General features: G+C 61.9%; 13 protein-coding genes. 8 read left to right on the top strand and 5 right to left on the bottom strand.

The genetic code is table 11. The features are described 5' to 3' along the window. Positions 1 to 15 precede the first annotated feature (15 nt). Together AAIL67_RS07590 and AAIL67_RS07585 are read right to left on the bottom strand one after the other, a co-directional pair. Entirely contained in the window at positions 16 to 984 is a 969-nt protein-coding gene (locus tag AAIL67_RS07590; protein ID WP_034351357.1) for an ABC transporter substrate-binding protein, read from the bottom strand. 261 nt (positions 985 to 1,245) lie between these two features. Beyond that, positions 1,246 to 2,178, bottom strand: coding sequence for a LysR substrate-binding domain-containing protein (locus AAIL67_RS07585; protein ID WP_318010647.1), 933 nt, complete (start codon positions 2,176 to 2,178; stop codon positions 1,246 to 1,248). Here AAIL67_RS07585 and AAIL67_RS07580 point away from each other — a divergent pair. The 8 genes from AAIL67_RS07580 (at position 2,157) to AAIL67_RS07545 (ending at position 12,566) form a co-directional block, all read left to right on the top strand. After that, positions 2,157 to 3,446, top strand: coding sequence for a CoA transferase (locus AAIL67_RS07580; protein ID WP_224649462.1), 1,290 nt, complete (start codon positions 2,157 to 2,159; stop codon positions 3,444 to 3,446). The two genes, AAIL67_RS07585 and AAIL67_RS07580, sit on opposite strands and share 22 nt — an antisense overlap. Before the next feature lie 32 nt (positions 3,447 to 3,478). Then, complete coding sequence (locus AAIL67_RS07575; RefSeq protein WP_063662663.1) at positions 3,479 to 4,627, top strand: acyl-CoA dehydrogenase family protein; 1,149 nt, start codon at positions 3,479 to 3,481, stop codon at positions 4,625 to 4,627. Positions 4,628 to 4,672: 45 nt separating this feature from the next. Then, positions 4,673 to 5,407 carry a histidine utilization repressor gene (gene hutC, locus AAIL67_RS07570; protein WP_231905836.1) on the top strand — a complete coding sequence of 245 codons (735 nt, stop codon included), beginning with the start codon at positions 4,673 to 4,675 and terminating at the stop codon, positions 5,405 to 5,407. A 137-nt stretch (positions 5,408 to 5,544) separates the two neighbouring features. Further along, positions 5,545 to 7,455, top strand: a complete 1,911-nt coding sequence (gene recQ / locus AAIL67_RS07565) for a DNA helicase RecQ (protein ID WP_063662658.1) — start codon at positions 5,545 to 5,547, stop codon at positions 7,453 to 7,455. 265 nt (positions 7,456 to 7,720) lie between these two features. After that, positions 7,721 to 9,094, top strand: a complete 1,374-nt coding sequence (locus AAIL67_RS07560) for an aminotransferase class III-fold pyridoxal phosphate-dependent enzyme (RefSeq protein WP_034351349.1) — start codon at positions 7,721 to 7,723, stop codon at positions 9,092 to 9,094. Positions 9,095 to 9,247: 153 nt separating this feature from the next. Then, positions 9,248 to 10,309, top strand: coding sequence for a GNAT family N-acetyltransferase (locus tag AAIL67_RS07555; RefSeq protein ID WP_343483696.1), 1,062 nt, complete (start codon positions 9,248 to 9,250; stop codon positions 10,307 to 10,309). After that, positions 10,306 to 11,205 (top strand): hypothetical protein, encoded by a 900-nt coding sequence (locus AAIL67_RS07550; protein WP_343483695.1) that lies wholly within the window; start codon positions 10,306 to 10,308, stop codon positions 11,203 to 11,205. Before AAIL67_RS07555 ends, AAIL67_RS07550 begins: the two co-directional genes overlap by 4 nt. A gap of 47 nt (positions 11,206 to 11,252) precedes the next feature. Further along, complete coding sequence (locus AAIL67_RS07545; RefSeq protein WP_343483694.1) at positions 11,253 to 12,566, top strand: cyclopropane-fatty-acyl-phospholipid synthase family protein; 1,314 nt, start codon at positions 11,253 to 11,255, stop codon at positions 12,564 to 12,566. A gap of 27 nt (positions 12,567 to 12,593) precedes the next feature. Here AAIL67_RS07545 and AAIL67_RS07540 read toward each other — a convergent pair whose 3' ends face one another. From AAIL67_RS07540 to AAIL67_RS07530, 3 genes are read right to left on the bottom strand one after another with little or no spacing between them, the layout of a single operon-like run. Continuing rightward, positions 12,594 to 13,598, bottom strand: coding sequence for an ABC transporter substrate-binding protein (locus tag AAIL67_RS07540; protein ID WP_034406791.1), 1,005 nt, complete (start codon positions 13,596 to 13,598; stop codon positions 12,594 to 12,596). Positions 13,599 to 13,612: 14 nt separating this feature from the next. After that, a complete protein-coding gene (locus tag AAIL67_RS07535) occupies positions 13,613 to 13,942 on the bottom strand; it encodes a ferredoxin family protein (protein WP_034382744.1) in 330 nt (109 codons plus the stop codon). Then, entirely contained in the window at positions 13,939 to 15,570 is a 1,632-nt protein-coding gene (locus AAIL67_RS07530) for an FAD-binding protein (protein ID WP_343483693.1), read from the bottom strand. Before AAIL67_RS07530 ends, AAIL67_RS07535 begins: the two co-directional genes overlap by 4 nt. Positions 15,571 to 15,701: the final 131 nt, after the last annotated feature.

Genomic DNA, 15,701 nt, shown 5'->3' with positions numbered 1-15,701 from the left:
GCAACCTCTTTGCGCTTACTTGATGAAGCTGGCGTCGTACATGACGCCGTAGTTCTCAGGAATGCTGCGAATCACGCCGGCCTCCTTGAGGATGGCAGCAGACTCCTTCATGAAAGGCAGCAGGTCGCTGGCAAAGAATTTCTGATTGGCCTCCTTGTCCGACCATTTCAGAAAGGCTGCCGACTTGCCGAACTGCTCGCCGCTTTGCTTGACGGCCGCGCCCATGATTTCGTAGCTCTTTTCCTTGTCGGAATTGATCATGGCGATGGCATCGAAATAGGACTGGGTCAGCGCCTTGGCGGCTGCCGTGTTGGCCTTGAGCCACTTGGGATCACAGCCCACGGTATCCATCACCATCGGGTAGTCGATGGTGGTGGCCAGAATCTTGCCTGCGCTGGGGTTGGCGCGCACCGTGGACAGGTAGGGCTCATAGGTCATGGCCGCATCGTTCTGACCGGAGACAAAGGCCTGTGCCGCAGGCTGGGGCTCCAGCGACACGGTCTTGATGTCCTTCATGGTCATGCCGTTCTTGTTCAGCATCCAGGCCAGCCCGAAGTAGGGAGCCGTACCCGGCGCGCTGACGGCGACGGTCTTGCCTTTCAGATCGGCGAAGTTCTTGACGTCGTTGCGCACGGCAATGCCGTCCGCTCCAAAGGACTTGTCCATCTGGAAGATCTGCACGATCGGCACACCATTGGTGTTCCAGGCCACATGCGTCTCCACGGTGGTGGCGGCGCATTGCACGGCCCCCGAGGCCAGCGCCAGATGCCGGTCCTTCTGGGGAATCATCTTGATTTCGACATTGAGGCCGTTCTTCTTGAAGATCCCGGCCTTGTCCGCGAGCGTCAGCGGCGCGAAGCCTGTCCATCCCGACATACCCAGGACGATCTTGGTCTCCTGAGCCGCTGCATGTTGTGCAGCAGACACTAGAACGGTTGCGGCTAATGCCAGTTGCCAGATTGGAACGCGACGTGTCGATTTCATGGGACTCTCCTCGGTCGATGCCAGAGCAGTTCGGTTGTTGATGCGGACTTCAAGCCTTGCACGACAGTGCAGACAGCGAAGTCTGCGATTGCTGATTGAACATGTATATACAGGCTTACCCGAGCGTCATAGTTGCCGTATTTCCCAGCTGTATAGACATGATTCAACAATCCACAAGAGCAAGCTATGTGCCAACTCGCTCGCCCATAGACCGCCTCCGCCGGCTTTGTGGGCGCGCACCAAAACAGCACCCGCGTTGCGCTAGTCGGGTGCAATCACGCTTTTTGCCACGGTCAGAAATGGTGCAATCAGCGCCGAGGCATTGCTCCTGGGCACCGACAGCACCACGGCCTGCTTGGCGACGCGGCCCTTGATTCTTTTGCAGACCAGCCGCTTGCCGTCGTGGGTTCGGTCGACCACCGGCCGCGTGGTCAGAACGCTGACGCCATGCCCGTTGGCGACCATGGAGCGAACAAGCTCTATCGACGCCAGTTCATAGTTCACCGTGGGAACCACGCCCGCTTCCCGAAACAGCGATAGAAAGTATTCGCGGCTCTGCGGCAGGTTGATCAGCAGCAACGGCGACTGGGCCAGCTCCGCCAGGCTCACGCTGGGCGCCGCAGACAGGGCATGCCTGGCAGGCAACAAGGCATAGGGCGGCAATGCGGCAACCGGGTGCATGGTCAGCAGAGGGCGGGCCAGGCCCAGGTCATATTGCAATGCGGCATGGATCTCCCCGCGCTCCACTTGCCGCGTCAGGGAGGCGATGTCCCCTTCGATCAGCTCGATGTCTATGGACGGGTGGCGCTTTTGCATCTGGGTGAGCAACTGCGGAATCCACAGCGCGCCCAGCGTGCTCAGAAAGCCCAGCCTCAGCGTGCCGGAAACCGCCTGCTTGCGTGGCTCCTGAAGCAGTTGCGCTGCTTCGAGCAGGCTCAGGGCCTCCCGGCTTCTGGCCAGCCCTGCCGCAGTCAGGTCCAGTCCGACGGCATGTTTGCGCACGAACAGCTGCTCACCCCACTGGGCTTCGAGGTCGGCAATCGCCTTGGAGATGGAGGGCTGTGAAACATTGATGGCCAGCGCCGCCTTGGCCGTGCTGCCGTGGCGTGCGGCGGCGACAAAATATTCGAGCTGGCGCAGATTTATCTGAATCAATTTTTTGAATCCAGTGAATGGGAAATGAATATTTTCCATTGATTCATGTTTTGGGCAGCATGCAGACATCGCTTCAGATCAACAGCGGGAATCCCATGCCTGAATTCACCGAAAAATCTGCCTCCCGTCCGCTGGACGGCATCCGCATCCTGGACTTCACCCGGGTTCTGGCGGGCCCCATGTCCACGGCCTTGCTGGCCGATCTGGGCGCGGAAGTCGTGAAGGTGGAGCCGCCCCAGGGCGACGACTACCGCGCCATCGGCCCCATGAAGAATGGGCAAAGCGCCTTGTTCACGGTCATGAATCGCAACAAGCAAAGCCTGGTGCTGGACCTCAAACATGCGGATGCGGTCGCCGTGGTGCATGAGCTGGCCCGGCAGGTCGATGTGGTGGTCGAGAACTTCAGGCCGGGCGTGGCCGAGCGCCTGGGCATCGGCCCCGAAACGCTGCGCGCCCTCAATCCCCGGCTGGTGTATGTCAGCGTCTCCGGCTTTGGCCAGACCGGCCCGCTGGCCCACCGCCCGGCCTACGACATCATTGTTCAGGCCATGAGCGGCCTGATGGAGGCCACGGGCGAGCCTCAAGGCGCGCCTACCCTGGTCGGAGAAGCGGTCAGCGATGTGGTTGCCGGCCTGTTTGCCTCCTGGGCGACACTGGCGGCCCTGTTGCAGGCGCAGAGAACCGGAGTCGGCCAGCATGTCGATGTCGCCATGTTCGACACCACGCTGAGCTTTCTGGCGACATCGATGTCGCGCTATCTGTTCACCGGCCAGCCTGCCCGGCGTGTGGGCAACCGGCATCCGCTCTCGGCGCCGTTTGGCGTCTACAGGGCACGTGACGGCCATTACGCCCTGGCCGTGCTCAACAAGAAGCTGTTCGACGCCACCGCTGCCGCGATGGACCTTCCCGAGCTGGCCAGCGATCCGCGTTTTGCCAGCGATGAAACCCGCTCGGCCAACGAGCCCGCATTGCGCGCCGCGCTGGAGGGCTGGAGCACGCAGCACGATGTGGCCGATGTGGTGGCGCGGCTCGAAGCCGCAGGCGTTCCCGCAGCCCCCATCTGGAATATCGAGCAGGCCCTGAACTCCGAGCAGATCCGCTCGCGCGGCCTGCTCTGCGAGGTCGAGGACGAACGCCTTCCTGGCCTGCAGCTGCCGACACAGCCCGTGCATTTCAACGGCGCTCTACCCAATCGTGCGCAACGCGCGCCGGCCCTGGGCGAACACACGGAGCTGCTGCTGCAAAGCTGGCTGGGCCGCAGCACGGATGCCATTGCCGCCTTGCGCGAAGCAGGCGCTCTGGGTTGATTTTGATAGCAAGAAAACAAGGAGAGACCGCCATGTCATTGATTCGTCTGGGTGCGACCGAAGAAGATCAGGCCGTTGCCGATGCCGTTGCACGCTTTGCTGAAGAAACCCTGGCGCCCGTGGCCCAGGCCATGGACGAGGAAGCCTTTTCCGCCACGCGTCATGTGCCCGGCCTGTCCGCGCTGGGCGTGATGGGCATGAATCTGCCGGAGCGCTTCGGCGGGCCGGGCGTCACCCCCACCGCCATGCTGATGTCGCTGGTCGCCATCTCGCGTGCCTGTGCCGCGACCTCGTCCATGATCGGTGCTCACTATCTGGGCACGGATGCCGTTCTCATCGGCGGTGACGAGGCGCAGCGCGAGCAATGGCTGCCGCGCTGCGCCAGCGGGGAATGGCTGGCGGCCTTCGCGCTGACCGAGCCTCGAGGCGGCTCCCACCCTGCAGACATGCGTACCCGGGCCGTGCGCGACGGCGACGACTATCTGATCACGGGCGTCAAGCACTTCATCTCGAATGCGGCAGAGGCCCGCTTCATGGTGGTCTTCGCCAAGACCGATGCGGAGGCTGCGGCACGCGGAGTCAGTGCCTTCATCGTGCCGCGCGACCTGCCCGGCATACAGATATCGTCGCCCGAAAAGCTCATGGGCATCCGCGGCGGCCATGCCTTTGAGGTTTCGCTGGACGGCGTCCGTGTCCCGGCTGCCAACCGCCTCGGCGCCGAAGGCACCGGCTTCAAGACCGCCATGAAAGTGCTGGACAACAGCCGCCTGGATGTGGCGGCGACCTCTCTGGGCATCGCCGAGGCCGCTCTCAAGGCGGCAGCCGACTGGGCCAACCAGCGTCTGGTGGGCGGCGAGCCGATCGCCAGCAAGCAGGGCATCCAATTCAAGCTCGCCGACATGAAGCTGCGCCTGGAAGCCGCCTGGGCGCTGACCATGCAGGCCCTGGCACTGCGCCAGCAGGGGCAACCGTTCACCCAGCAGTCGGCCATGGCCAAGCTGTTCGCCTCGGAGATGGTGGGCTTCGTGACCGACGAGGCGCTGCAGATCCATGGCGGCTATGGCTATACCCGCGAAATGCCTCTGGAGCGCTATGTGCGCGACGCCCGCATCCTGCGTATCTACGAAGGATCTTCCGAGATTCAGCGCACCATCATTGCGCGTGCCGTACTGAACACCTAGGGATCGCAGCGGCAGCCGCACGGATTTGCTGGTGTAATCCACTTCATGGACAAACACTCTTCGATGTCGCTGCACGGGAAAATTCTCACCGAGATTGAACAGAACATTCTCAGTGGCCGCTGGCCGCCCGGCTATCGCATCCCGTCGGAGATGGAGTTGACCGTCCATTACCAATGCTCGCGCATGACCGTGAGCAAGGTGCTCAACAAGCTGGCAGAAGCCGGTCTGCTGGTGCGCAAGCGCAAGGCGGGAAGCTTTGTGACACGCCCGCAAACCAGCTCTGCCGTGCTGGAGATCCCCGATCTGCGTCAGGTGGTGCTGGGCATGGGGCAGGAGTATTCGAGCAGGCTGCTCGGACGCACGCAGCGGCGCAGCACGCGCGAGGACATGGAGGCCATGCGCATGATCCGGCCGGCCTCCATTGTCCATGTGCTGTGCCTGCACATGGCGGGATCCCGGCCGTTCTGCATCGAAGACCGCCTGATCAATCTCGAATCCGTGCCGGACGCCGAGCACGAGCCGTTCACCGAGCACAGTCCCAGCTCCTGGATGGTCAACCACGTGCCCTGGAGCTCGGCCGAACACCGCATTCGTGCCGAAGCGGCCAGCGAGGAAACCGCCGGCTTGCTGGAGATCAAGCCCGGCTTTCCCTGCCTTGTGATCGACCGGCGCACCTGGACCGGGCAGCTGCCCATCACCTTTGTACGCCTGACCTATCCCGCCGATCTCTACGAGCTGGATGCGCATTTTTCGCCCTCCACCATAGGGCAGGCTGGCTGATTGCGCATAACCCGGCCCGGGCAGCGCGTCGGGTCGCGGCGCACAATAGGGCCAGTCCTGATGCTTGCATCTGAGGTTAAATCCACCTCAAACCAATATACAGCAAGCGCTACCAGCTATCGATTCAAGAGTACCCGGTGTCTTCCGCGCAATCCATTCTGCAAGCCGTTTTTGGCTACGAGCAATTCCGTGGCCCCCAGCAGGCCATCGTCTCGCATGTCATCAACGGCGGCGATGCGCTGGTGCTCATGCCCACGGGCGGCGGCAAATCGCTGTGCTACCAGGTTCCGGCCATTGCGCGCCAGCAGCTCGGCCACGGCGTGACGATCGTGGTCTCGCCGCTGATCGCGCTCATGCACGACCAGGTCGGTGCGCTGCATGAGGCCGGCATCAGCGCCGCCTATCTGAACTCCACCCTGAGCTACGACGAGACGCAGGAGGTGGAGCTGCGCCTGCAAAGCGGCGACATCACCCTGCTCTACGCCGCGCCCGAGCGCCTGAACACGCCACGTTTTCTGGGTCTGCTCGACGACCTGCATGCCCAGGGCAAGCTGTCGCTGTTCGCCATCGACGAAGCGCATTGCGTGAGCCAGTGGGGACACGACTTCCGCCCCGAGTACCGCGCACTGAGCGTGCTGCATCAGCGCTATGCCGAGGTTCCGCGCATTGCGCTGACGGCCACTGCCGATGCGCTGACGCGCGCCGACATCATCGAGCGCCTGCAGCTGGAAGCAGCCCAGCATTTCATCAGCAGTTTTGACCGCCCTAACATCCGCTACAAAATCGCCGAGAAGAAGGACGTCACCAACCAGCTGCTGCGCTTTATCGAGCGCGAACATGAGGGCGAGGCCGGCGTGGTCTATTGCCAGTCGCGCAAGCGTGTCGAGGAGCTGGCCCAGACCCTGGTGCAGAACGGCATCAATGCCCTGCCCTACCACGCTGGCCTGCCCCAGGACATGCGCCAGAGCCACCAGGACCGATTCCTGCGCGAAGAAGGCGTGGTGATGTGCGCCACGATTGCCTTCGGCATGGGCATCAACAAGCCCGATGTGCGCTTTGTGGCCCATGTGGACATGCCCAAGAACATCGAGGGCTACTACCAGGAAACCGGCCGTGCGGGCCGCGACGGTCTGCCCGCCGATGCCTGGATGGCCTACGGTCTCAGCGACGTGGTCAACCAGCGCCGCATGATCGACGAAAGCCCGGCCGAGGAACAGTTCAAGCAGGTGATGCGGGGCAAGCTCGATGCCCTGCTCGGTCTGGCCGAGGCCACGGACTGCCGCCGTGTGCGCCTGCTGGCCTATTTTGGCGAGCAGTATGGACAGGAGCCGAGCCTGGATGGCAAGCCACTGCAGGCCGTTGCCCGCACCCATTGCGGCAACTGCGACAACTGCCTGGAGCCGCCGGCGCTATGGGACGGCACGGATGCGGCGCGCAAGCTGCTGTCCACCATCTTCCGCGTGCACGAAGCCAGCGGCCTGACCTATGGTGCGGGCCACATCATGGACGTGCTGCGCGGCAAGGAGACGGACAAGGTCACGCAGTACGGCCATGACAAGGTGTCCACCTTCGGCATCGGCAAGGACTACTCGGAGCCGCAATTGCGCGCCGTGATGCGCCAGTTGCTGGCCACGGGATCCCTGGGCCTGCACAAGGTGGTAAGCGAGAACAGCGGCCATGTGTTTGATACCTTGTGTCTGGCCGCCGGCTCGCGAGCCGTGCTCAAGGGCGAGGTGCAGGTGCAGCTGCGCGAGGCCGTGGCCGCTTCACGCAGCAAGAAGCAGAGCAAGAAGTCCGCAGCCAATGCGGCGGCGGTCAATCTGGGTCCGGACGCACAGGTTCGCTTCATCAATCTCAAGGCCTGGCGCGCCGAAGTGGCCAAGTCGCACAATCTGCCGGCCTATGTGATCTTCCACGATGCCACGCTGGCATCGATTGCCGAACTCAACCCCCAGAGCCTGCAGGAACTGCAGGGAGTCAGCGGCATGGGCACCAAGAAGCTCGATGCCTATGGCGCCGAGGTGCTGCGCGTGGTGGCCCTGGGCTGATCGGCCCGGATTCGGCAGCGGTCTGGATGCCGCCTCGACGAGCGGCAGCGAGCCGCGCCCCGTACTTTGAACAGGGCCGGGCAAGCTGCTGCAGGCAGCTGCGCGCGCACGGACATCCGTCGCCGCCATTTGCGGCGCTGAAAATCGGCCGACGCAGAGCTCTCCACAATTCCCACACAAATGCTCGACAGCCCGGAAATATTGCAAACGCACACTGCTGCCGCATACCGTTGACTGAATCCATTTTTGCGGAGCGCTTTCTGCTGTGATCAATACTGCCCAATTGCTGGCTGACGAAGCCAAATACTGCTCGTTTGGCGACACCGTCCACTACGTCAATCCTCCGAAGATTTTCACGGGCTGCGAAGGCAGCTATATGTACGACGATGCAGGCACGTCCTACCTCGATCTGCAGATGTGGTATTCGGCCGTCAACTTCGGCTACAAGAACAAGCGTCTTGAGGCCAAGATGATCGAGCAGCTGCAGGAGCTGCCCCAGGTGGCCAGCCAGTATCTGCACCCCACCAAGATCGAACTGGCCAAGTTCATTGCCGAAGACGCCAAGCGGAAATGGGGCCACGACGGCCGCGTGCACTTCAACGTGGGCGGCGCGCAAGCCATCGAGGACTCGCTGAAGGTCGTGCGCAACGCCAGCGGCGGCAAGAGCCTGATGTTCGCGTTCGAAGGCGGCTACCACGGCCGTACGCTGGGCGCGTCCTCGATCACCTCCAGCTACCGCTACCGCCGCCGTTTCGGCCACTTCAGCGACCGCGCGCAGTTCATCCCCTTCCCCTACCCCTTCCGCCGTCCCAAGGGCATGACGTCCGAGGAGTATGCGGACCAGATCGTGCGCGAATTCGCGCGCAAGTTCGAGAACGAATACCACGCGGTCTGGGACCCCAAGACCAACCAGTGCGAATACGCGGCCTTCTACGTGGAACCCATTCAGGGCACGGGCGGCTACGTGGTGCCTCCTCCCAACTTCTTCAAGGGTCTGAAGAAGGTGCTGGACGATCACGGCGTGCTGATGGTGGTCGACGAAATCCAGATGGGCTTCTGGCGTACCGGCACGCTGTGGTCGGTGGAAAACTTCGGCATCAAGCCCGATGTACTGGTGTTTGCCAAGGCACTGACCAATGGTCTGAATGCGCTGTCCGGCCTGTGGGCACGCGAAGAGCTGATCAACCCCACGGTGTTCCCGCCCGGATCCACCCATTCCACCTTTGCCTCCAACCCGCTGGGTACGGCCCTGGGCCTGGAAGTCATGAAGATGACCCACGAGATGGACTTCGGCCGTCAGGTGCGCGAATCGGGTGCCTACTTCCTCGAAGGCCTCAAGGAGCTGCAAAAGCGCCACAAGGAAATCGGCGATGTGGACGGCCTGGGCCTGGCGCTGCGCGCCGAAATCTGCACCGAGGACGGCTTCACGCCCAACAAGGCGCTGCTGGACAAGATGGTGGACATCGGCCTCGAAGGCGGCCTGGAATACCAGGGCCAGAAGCGTGGCCTGGTGCTGGACGTGGGCGGCTACTACAAGAACGTGATCACCTTCGCGCCTTCGCTGATGATTTCGCGCAGCGAGATCGACGAAGCCATGGTGCTGCTGGATCAGTTGCTGAGCAAGGCTAAAAAGGCGTAACCCCCTGAGCGGCTTTGCCTAGGCGGCCCCGCCGCTTCCCCCTCTGTCTTCGGGAGGGGGACGACAGCCTCGCTGTCTCTTGCTTGGGTTGTGCCAGTTTTCTGCGCTGCAGACACACTCAGGCGCCATCACAACCGACTACAAAAAGGCGAAATGGCGACGGAAAATTTCCGCAACCAGCTCGAACCCAGTGGCTTGCTGCAGCAGTTCACCAACCATCCTCCAGAAGGCTTTGCCTTGCTGAAGGAATGGCCGGCGCCAGCATTCACCGCCCCCTTCGATTTGCTGACCACCGCAGATGACGCGCTCAAGGCGCGTCTTCTGTCGTTGCCGGGCGGGCGCTGTCTGAGCTCCAGGCTCAGGCTGAAGACGGACTTCATCGGCAGCACGGTCAGCGAGTATGCGCCCCTGCCCCAGGGCGTGGATGCGGCCACGCTGGCGCGGCAGCTGCGCGCCGTGGCGGGCCGGACCATGCTCACCATCGTCAAGGATTTGCCCCAGGCATCGCCCTTGCTAAGCGAGGAAGACAACTGCTTTGCGCAGGAGTTGTCTGACGCGCTTTCGGAGCAAGGGTTCATTGCCCTCGAAGGCCAGGCCCTGGCCTATGTGCCCATCAGCTTTGCCAGTGCGGACGAGTATCTGGCCGGCCTGTCCAAAAACCGCCGCAGCAGCCTCAGGCGCAAGCTCAAAAGCCGCGCACAGCTCTCCGTACAGCGTATCCCTACCGGCGCAGCCTTTGCCGCTGATGCCCAGGTGGATGCCTACTATGCGCTGTTTGATGCGGTGTACGCGCAAAGCGACATTCACTTCGACAAACTCACGCGCAGCTTCTTTGCCGACTTGCTGCGCGATGCGGACAATGGCGGCATGGTGTTCGAGTATCGCGACGCGCAAAGCGATGCGCTGCTGGGCTGGAATCTGTGCTTCGAGCATGACGGCAGGTTGATCGACAAATACATAGGCCTGTCCTACCCCGCAGCGCGCGAAGCGAATCTCTATTTCGTGAGCTGGATGGTCAATCTTGAATACGCACTGGAGCGGGGCCTGTCCCACTATGTAGCGGGCTGGACCGACCCGGAAGTCAAGGCCCAGCTCGGCGCCAGCTTCACCATGACGCAGCATCTGGTCTTCATCCGCAATCCCGTGCTGCGCGCCTTGGGCCGGCGCTTCTCCGGTCTGTTTGAAAGCGATCGCCAGTGGAGTGACAAGGCATGATGCAACAAACACCTGTGGTGCTGGATGTCGATGAATCGGTAGGCCCGCTGCTCCAGGAGAAGCGGCTTGCGCTCGCCCAGTGGCAGGAGCTGGTGCGCTTTGGCTGCGGCCTGCGCAGCTTCAGGCGCTTCACCCAGGCCATGCAGGAGCAGTTGCCCGCGCAGCACGGCACCGTGCTCATGGGCAGTGGCGACTTTCACCATCTGAGCTGGCCGCTGATCGAGCGCTGCATCGCCCAGAAGGGCTTCAGCGCCAAGCATCCATTGCGCGTGGTGGTGCTGGACAACCACCCGGACAATATGCGCTTTCCCTGGGGCGTGCACTGCGGCTCCTGGGTGCGGCGCGTGGCCATGCACCCGGCCGTGTCCCAGGTCCATGTGGCAGGCATCACCTCGCAGGACATAGGCTCGGGCCACGCCTGGGAAAACTATCTGCGGCCGCTGCGCGCCGGCAAGCTCACCTACTGGAGCTGCGGCGTGGACACCGGCTGGGCCAGGCGCCTGGGCGCGGGCAAGGCGTTTCGCAGCTTTGCCGATATCTCGGAGCTGGTACAGGCGCTGTCCGGCCATCTGCATGACTGGCCGCAGGACACGTATCTGAGCATAGACAAGGATGTGTTCGCCGCCGAAGTCGTGCGCACCAACTGGGACCAGGGCCGGATGCTGGAAGAGCAGGCCGCGCAGCTGATCGATGCGCTGCGCGGACAGATCGCGGGCAGTGACATCACGGGCGACGTGTCGTCATGGCACTATGGCACCTGGTGGAAGCGACTGATGAGCGCGGGCGACGGCCAGGACACACAGATTGACGCTGCTACGCTGGCCGGCTGGCAGGCCGGGCAGCATGCATTGAACCAGCGGCTGATACAGCGCATAGCGCTCAGCAGCACGAGTTAGAGCGATTTCACCGGCCACTTTTCAACACTTCGCTTCAAGGAGCTGACATGCTGGATCGGTTGACCGAAAAATTGCTGCAACAGGTATTTGCACCTCTGGTCACCACGGGACGGCTCGAAGTCATCACTCCCTCAGGAAAGGCGCTGATCTTCGGCGACGGCGGCCAGCCCCAGGCGCGCCTGCGCTTTGCCGACAGACGCGCCGTCCTTGCGCTGCTGCGCGACCCCGACCTCAACTTTGGCGAACTGTTCATGCAACAGCGCCTGCTGGTCGAGCAAGGCACGGTCTATGACGTACTGGAGCTGGTGCTGCGCGGCGCCAGGCAGGTGCCCGTCAGCGCCACGGTACGCCTGCTCGATGCCTGGCGCATGAAGCTGAGGCCCTTGCTGCAGAACAATCTGCGCGGCAGATCGCGTGCCAACGTGGCGCATCACTACGATCTGGACGACCGGCTCTATCAGCTGTTTCTCGACAGCGAGCGCCAGTACTCCTGCGCCTATTTCGAGCAGGGCAACGAAGACCTGGAAACGGCACAGCTGGCCAAGAAGCGCCATATCGCCGCCAAGCTGCTGATCGAGCCAGGCCAGCGCGTGCTCGATATCGGCTGCGGCTGGGGCGGTCTCTCGCGCTATCTGGCCGAGGTGGGCGGTGCCGGCCATGTCACAGGCATCACGCTGTCCACGGAGCAACTGGCCGGCGCGCAGTCCAGGGCCTCGCAATCCATCCATGGCGAGCGGCTCGAGTACCGACTGGAAGACTACCGCGACATGAATCGCGAAACACATGGGCCGTTCGACCGCATCGTCTCCGTCGGCATGTTCGAGCATGTGGGCACGAGATTCCATGACGCCTTCTTCCGCAAATGCCATGAGCTGCTCAGCGAGGACGGCGTGATGCTGCTGCACTTCATCGGCAACAGCGATGTGCCCGACTTCAACAATCCCTGGATTGAGCGCTACATCTTTCCCGGAGGCCATATTCCGTCGATGTCGGAGTTCACGCCGGCCATAGAGCGCGCGGGGCTGGTGATCTGCGATATCGAGGTGCTGCGTCTGCACTATGCCCAGACCCTGCGCCTGTGGCGCGAGCGTTTCATGGCACGCCGTGCCGAAGCCGCCGCCCTGTATGACGAGCGCTTCTGCCGCATGTGGGAGTTCTATCTGTCCATGTCGGAGACCGCGTTCCGCTATCAGGACATCGCCATCTTCCAGGTTCAGCTGGCGCGCAGGCAGGATGCCGTACCGCTCACACGCAGCTATATCACCGAGCGTGAGACAGCACTGAAAGCCAGGGAATCCGGACAGAAATGCAGAGTCTCCGCGATGACAGATCCCACTGAAGCAAGGGCAAATATCGCTTGACTCCAATGATCTTGTCAGAAGAAAAGCTCATGAAAACCCGGGAATCTTCCAGCTCTCAACGGAAAAATCCTTGCGCACCAGCTTTTCATTGAGCAGGAAGCGTTTGGCCTCGGAGATCAAATGCAAGCCTTGCTCCGGATAGGCCTGAGCGGGCAGATTGCTCAATGCCACAGAGGCTTTGACCGCAGGCACCGGGAAACCGCTGGCCTCGGCATGAAACGCCAGATACGCTGCGCTGTCGCTACGAATCTCCCCCAGGGCAATGCTGCGTGCACGGCCCCAGGTAGCAGGAAATTGCGGCAACCTCGCAAGCAGTTTGGGAGAAATCACAATGACCGATGTGCCCAGCAGCGTCGGATATTGCGCAGCCTCTGCCAGAACCGGAAAGCCTTGCTGCGCCAGCAACGGCCCCATATTGATAGGTGCGGCAAACGCAGCTACATCCCCACGCTCCAGCGCCGGTGCACCGTCGCGCGGCAGCATATGCACCACCTTGACCCTGCCGCTCAAACCATGCTGCCTGAGCAGACCCAGCACAAAGCGGTGCATGTATGAGCCCAGAGCCACGCCAACGACTTTGCCCTTGAGCTCCTCCACCGTCTTGATGCCAGCCTTGGGGGTCAGCAGCCAGGTGTTCATGCCCACGCAATCAAAACCCAGCAACTTACCTTGAAAGCCTTGCGCATGAGCGACCACTGCGGGTGTGTCGCCATAGATGCCGATGTCCAGATGGTCGGCAATGAATGCTTCGTTCAAGTCCGGTCCATTGGGAAACACACGGGTCACGACCTGCGAGAAGCCCAACGTGCTCAGCTCCCGCTGCAAGATGCCCTGCTGCAGCGCCCAGCCCGTGGCATAAGCAGGCTTCTTTCCAGGACCGATATAGCCGATACGCAAGGTCTGCACCGCGCTTTGAGACTGCGCTTCACCCAGCATGGGAATGCTTGCCGCCAAAGCGCCAAGCAGCCATTGACGACGATTGAAAGCGGCACAAGAGCCTGCTTCCGACAAACGGATTTCATGTTCTGACATGGATGACAAAATTTCTAATGCGCACGCGCCAGCAGCTCGTAGCTGGCATCCAGTGCCGCGGTAGATTGGCGACCTTTGCCCCAACCAACGGAGGCGCGATAGCTGCCCAGCAAAGCTTGCGTGGCAGGCGCGAGCTCATCAACATGGGCTGCAGCATCTGCCACCGGGGCAACATACAAGGCGTCCTCAGGGCAATACAGCTCGCACATAAAGCAAGTCTGGCAATCGCTTTGCCGGGCAATGCGCGGAGCCTGCCCTTTGACCATGTCGAACACATTGGTAGGACAGGCATGGACGCAGATATTGCAGCCGGTGCAACGCTCTGAACTGATGATTTCGATCATGCGAGCACTCCTTCGGAAGACGGCACTTCTTTGACCCGCTGATGACGCACCCAGACTTCATCAAGGCCGCCAGAAATCAATCGATGTCTCTGGCCAGGGTCCAATTCTTGATGATCGCGACGGCGATGCATGCCCCGGGTTTCGGTACGCTGCAAGGCACTTCGGTACATCCATCGCGAGGTAGCCAGCATGGCTGCTGCCTCCCTCAGGCGCAGGCGCTCTTCGATGGACTGGAACTGCACACCAGTACGCAGGCGCAGCCACAAGGCATCAAGGTTCTGCAGAGACTGCTGCAACTCATCGGATTGGCGATTCCAGTTGCGCTCGTACGGGAAGACTTCGGCCTGTACCGCTTGAATCAGCTGACTGCTGTCCAGCCGAGCTTGACCCTGCTCCTCAAGACCTGGACTGCCAGCGCGGTAAAGCTGCCGTGATTTCATCGGGTTATGCAAGGCAAAGCGCGCAGCGCCGGCACCAGCCCAGAATCCCGAAGAGAGCGCCCAGGCTGCGTTATGACTGCCGCCTCCGGTAAAGCCACCGCAGATCAGCTCGCGCGTTGCTGCATCGCCTGCAGCGTACAGCCCGGCCACGGAGGTTGCACAGTCGGCATCCACCACATTCAGACCGCCAGTGCCACGCACCGTTCCTTCCAGCCGCAAGCTGACCGGGAACATTTCATGAAAAGGGTTGATGCCTTTGCGGTCAAACGAGACAAAGAAGTTGGGCTGTGCCGTGCGCATCCATGCCTGAATACTCGCATCGGCTTTATCCAAGCGCGCAAAAACAGGCTGTGTCTGCAACGTCTGCGCAATGATGCTGCGCCCGCGCGAAGACCCTGCACCCTCGATCAGCGAGCCGTCTGCATAGTAAAAACTGGCCCAGTTGTAGAACAGTGACTTGGTGACCGAAGAGAACGCCGGCCCCAGCCCATAGGCATTGGAGAATTCCATGCCCGAGAGCTGTGCCCCCACCTCGGCGGCCATCAGGTATCCATCACCGGTCAGCACATTGCAGCCCAGCGCGCGGCTAAGGAAAGCGCAGCCCCCGGTGGCAATGATGGTTGCACTTGCACGCACAACCCAGGTATCTTCGGCTTGCCTGCGCACACCTGTTGCGCCGCATACCGTGCCAGCGTCATCCACGAGCAATTCCAGCGCCGGGCTATGGTCAAGAATACGTACACCGGCAGCCTTGACCTGCTTGCGCATCAAACGCATATATTCAGGGCCTTGCAGGGAGTTGCGCCGCAGCTTGCCTTCCACATCGACAGGGAACGGGTAGCCCCATTCAGTCAACAGCTCGATGTTGTTCCAGGTCTGCTCCAGCACCCGATCCATCCATGCCTGCTCGGCCAGCATGCCTCCCATGGTGTAACGGCTGGCTTTGGCTTTCTCACGCAAATCCCCGGTATTGTCGACATGCCAAACGCCGCAGCCCGAAGGTGCAGTTGCGCCCGATGTTCCGCAATATCCCTTGTCGACCAGCAGCACGTTTGCCCCCTGGCTGGCTGCGCTGATGGCAGCCCATGCCCCTGCTGGTCCAGCGCCGATAACCAGAACATCCACGTCGTGCTGGCAAGCCCCCGCCGCGCTTGACAGCGCTTGCCTCGAGCGTTTTCCTACTCCCATTTTCACCACTCCTTGTGCCTTGATCTGCGGGGCAACAGGCCATGCAGTCCGTTCAAGTTCAGTGTAGAAACGAGCCGGCTAAAACAGAACGAATGGATTTCTATATCGTTATTGCAGACAGATTGCAGGCG

The sequence above is a fragment of the Comamonas sp. A7-5 genome, assembly GCF_039581385.1.
GTDB lineage: Bacteria > Pseudomonadota > Gammaproteobacteria > Burkholderiales > Burkholderiaceae_C > Comamonas > Comamonas thiooxydans.
This window is presented reverse-complemented; position numbering and strand designations above follow the sequence as displayed.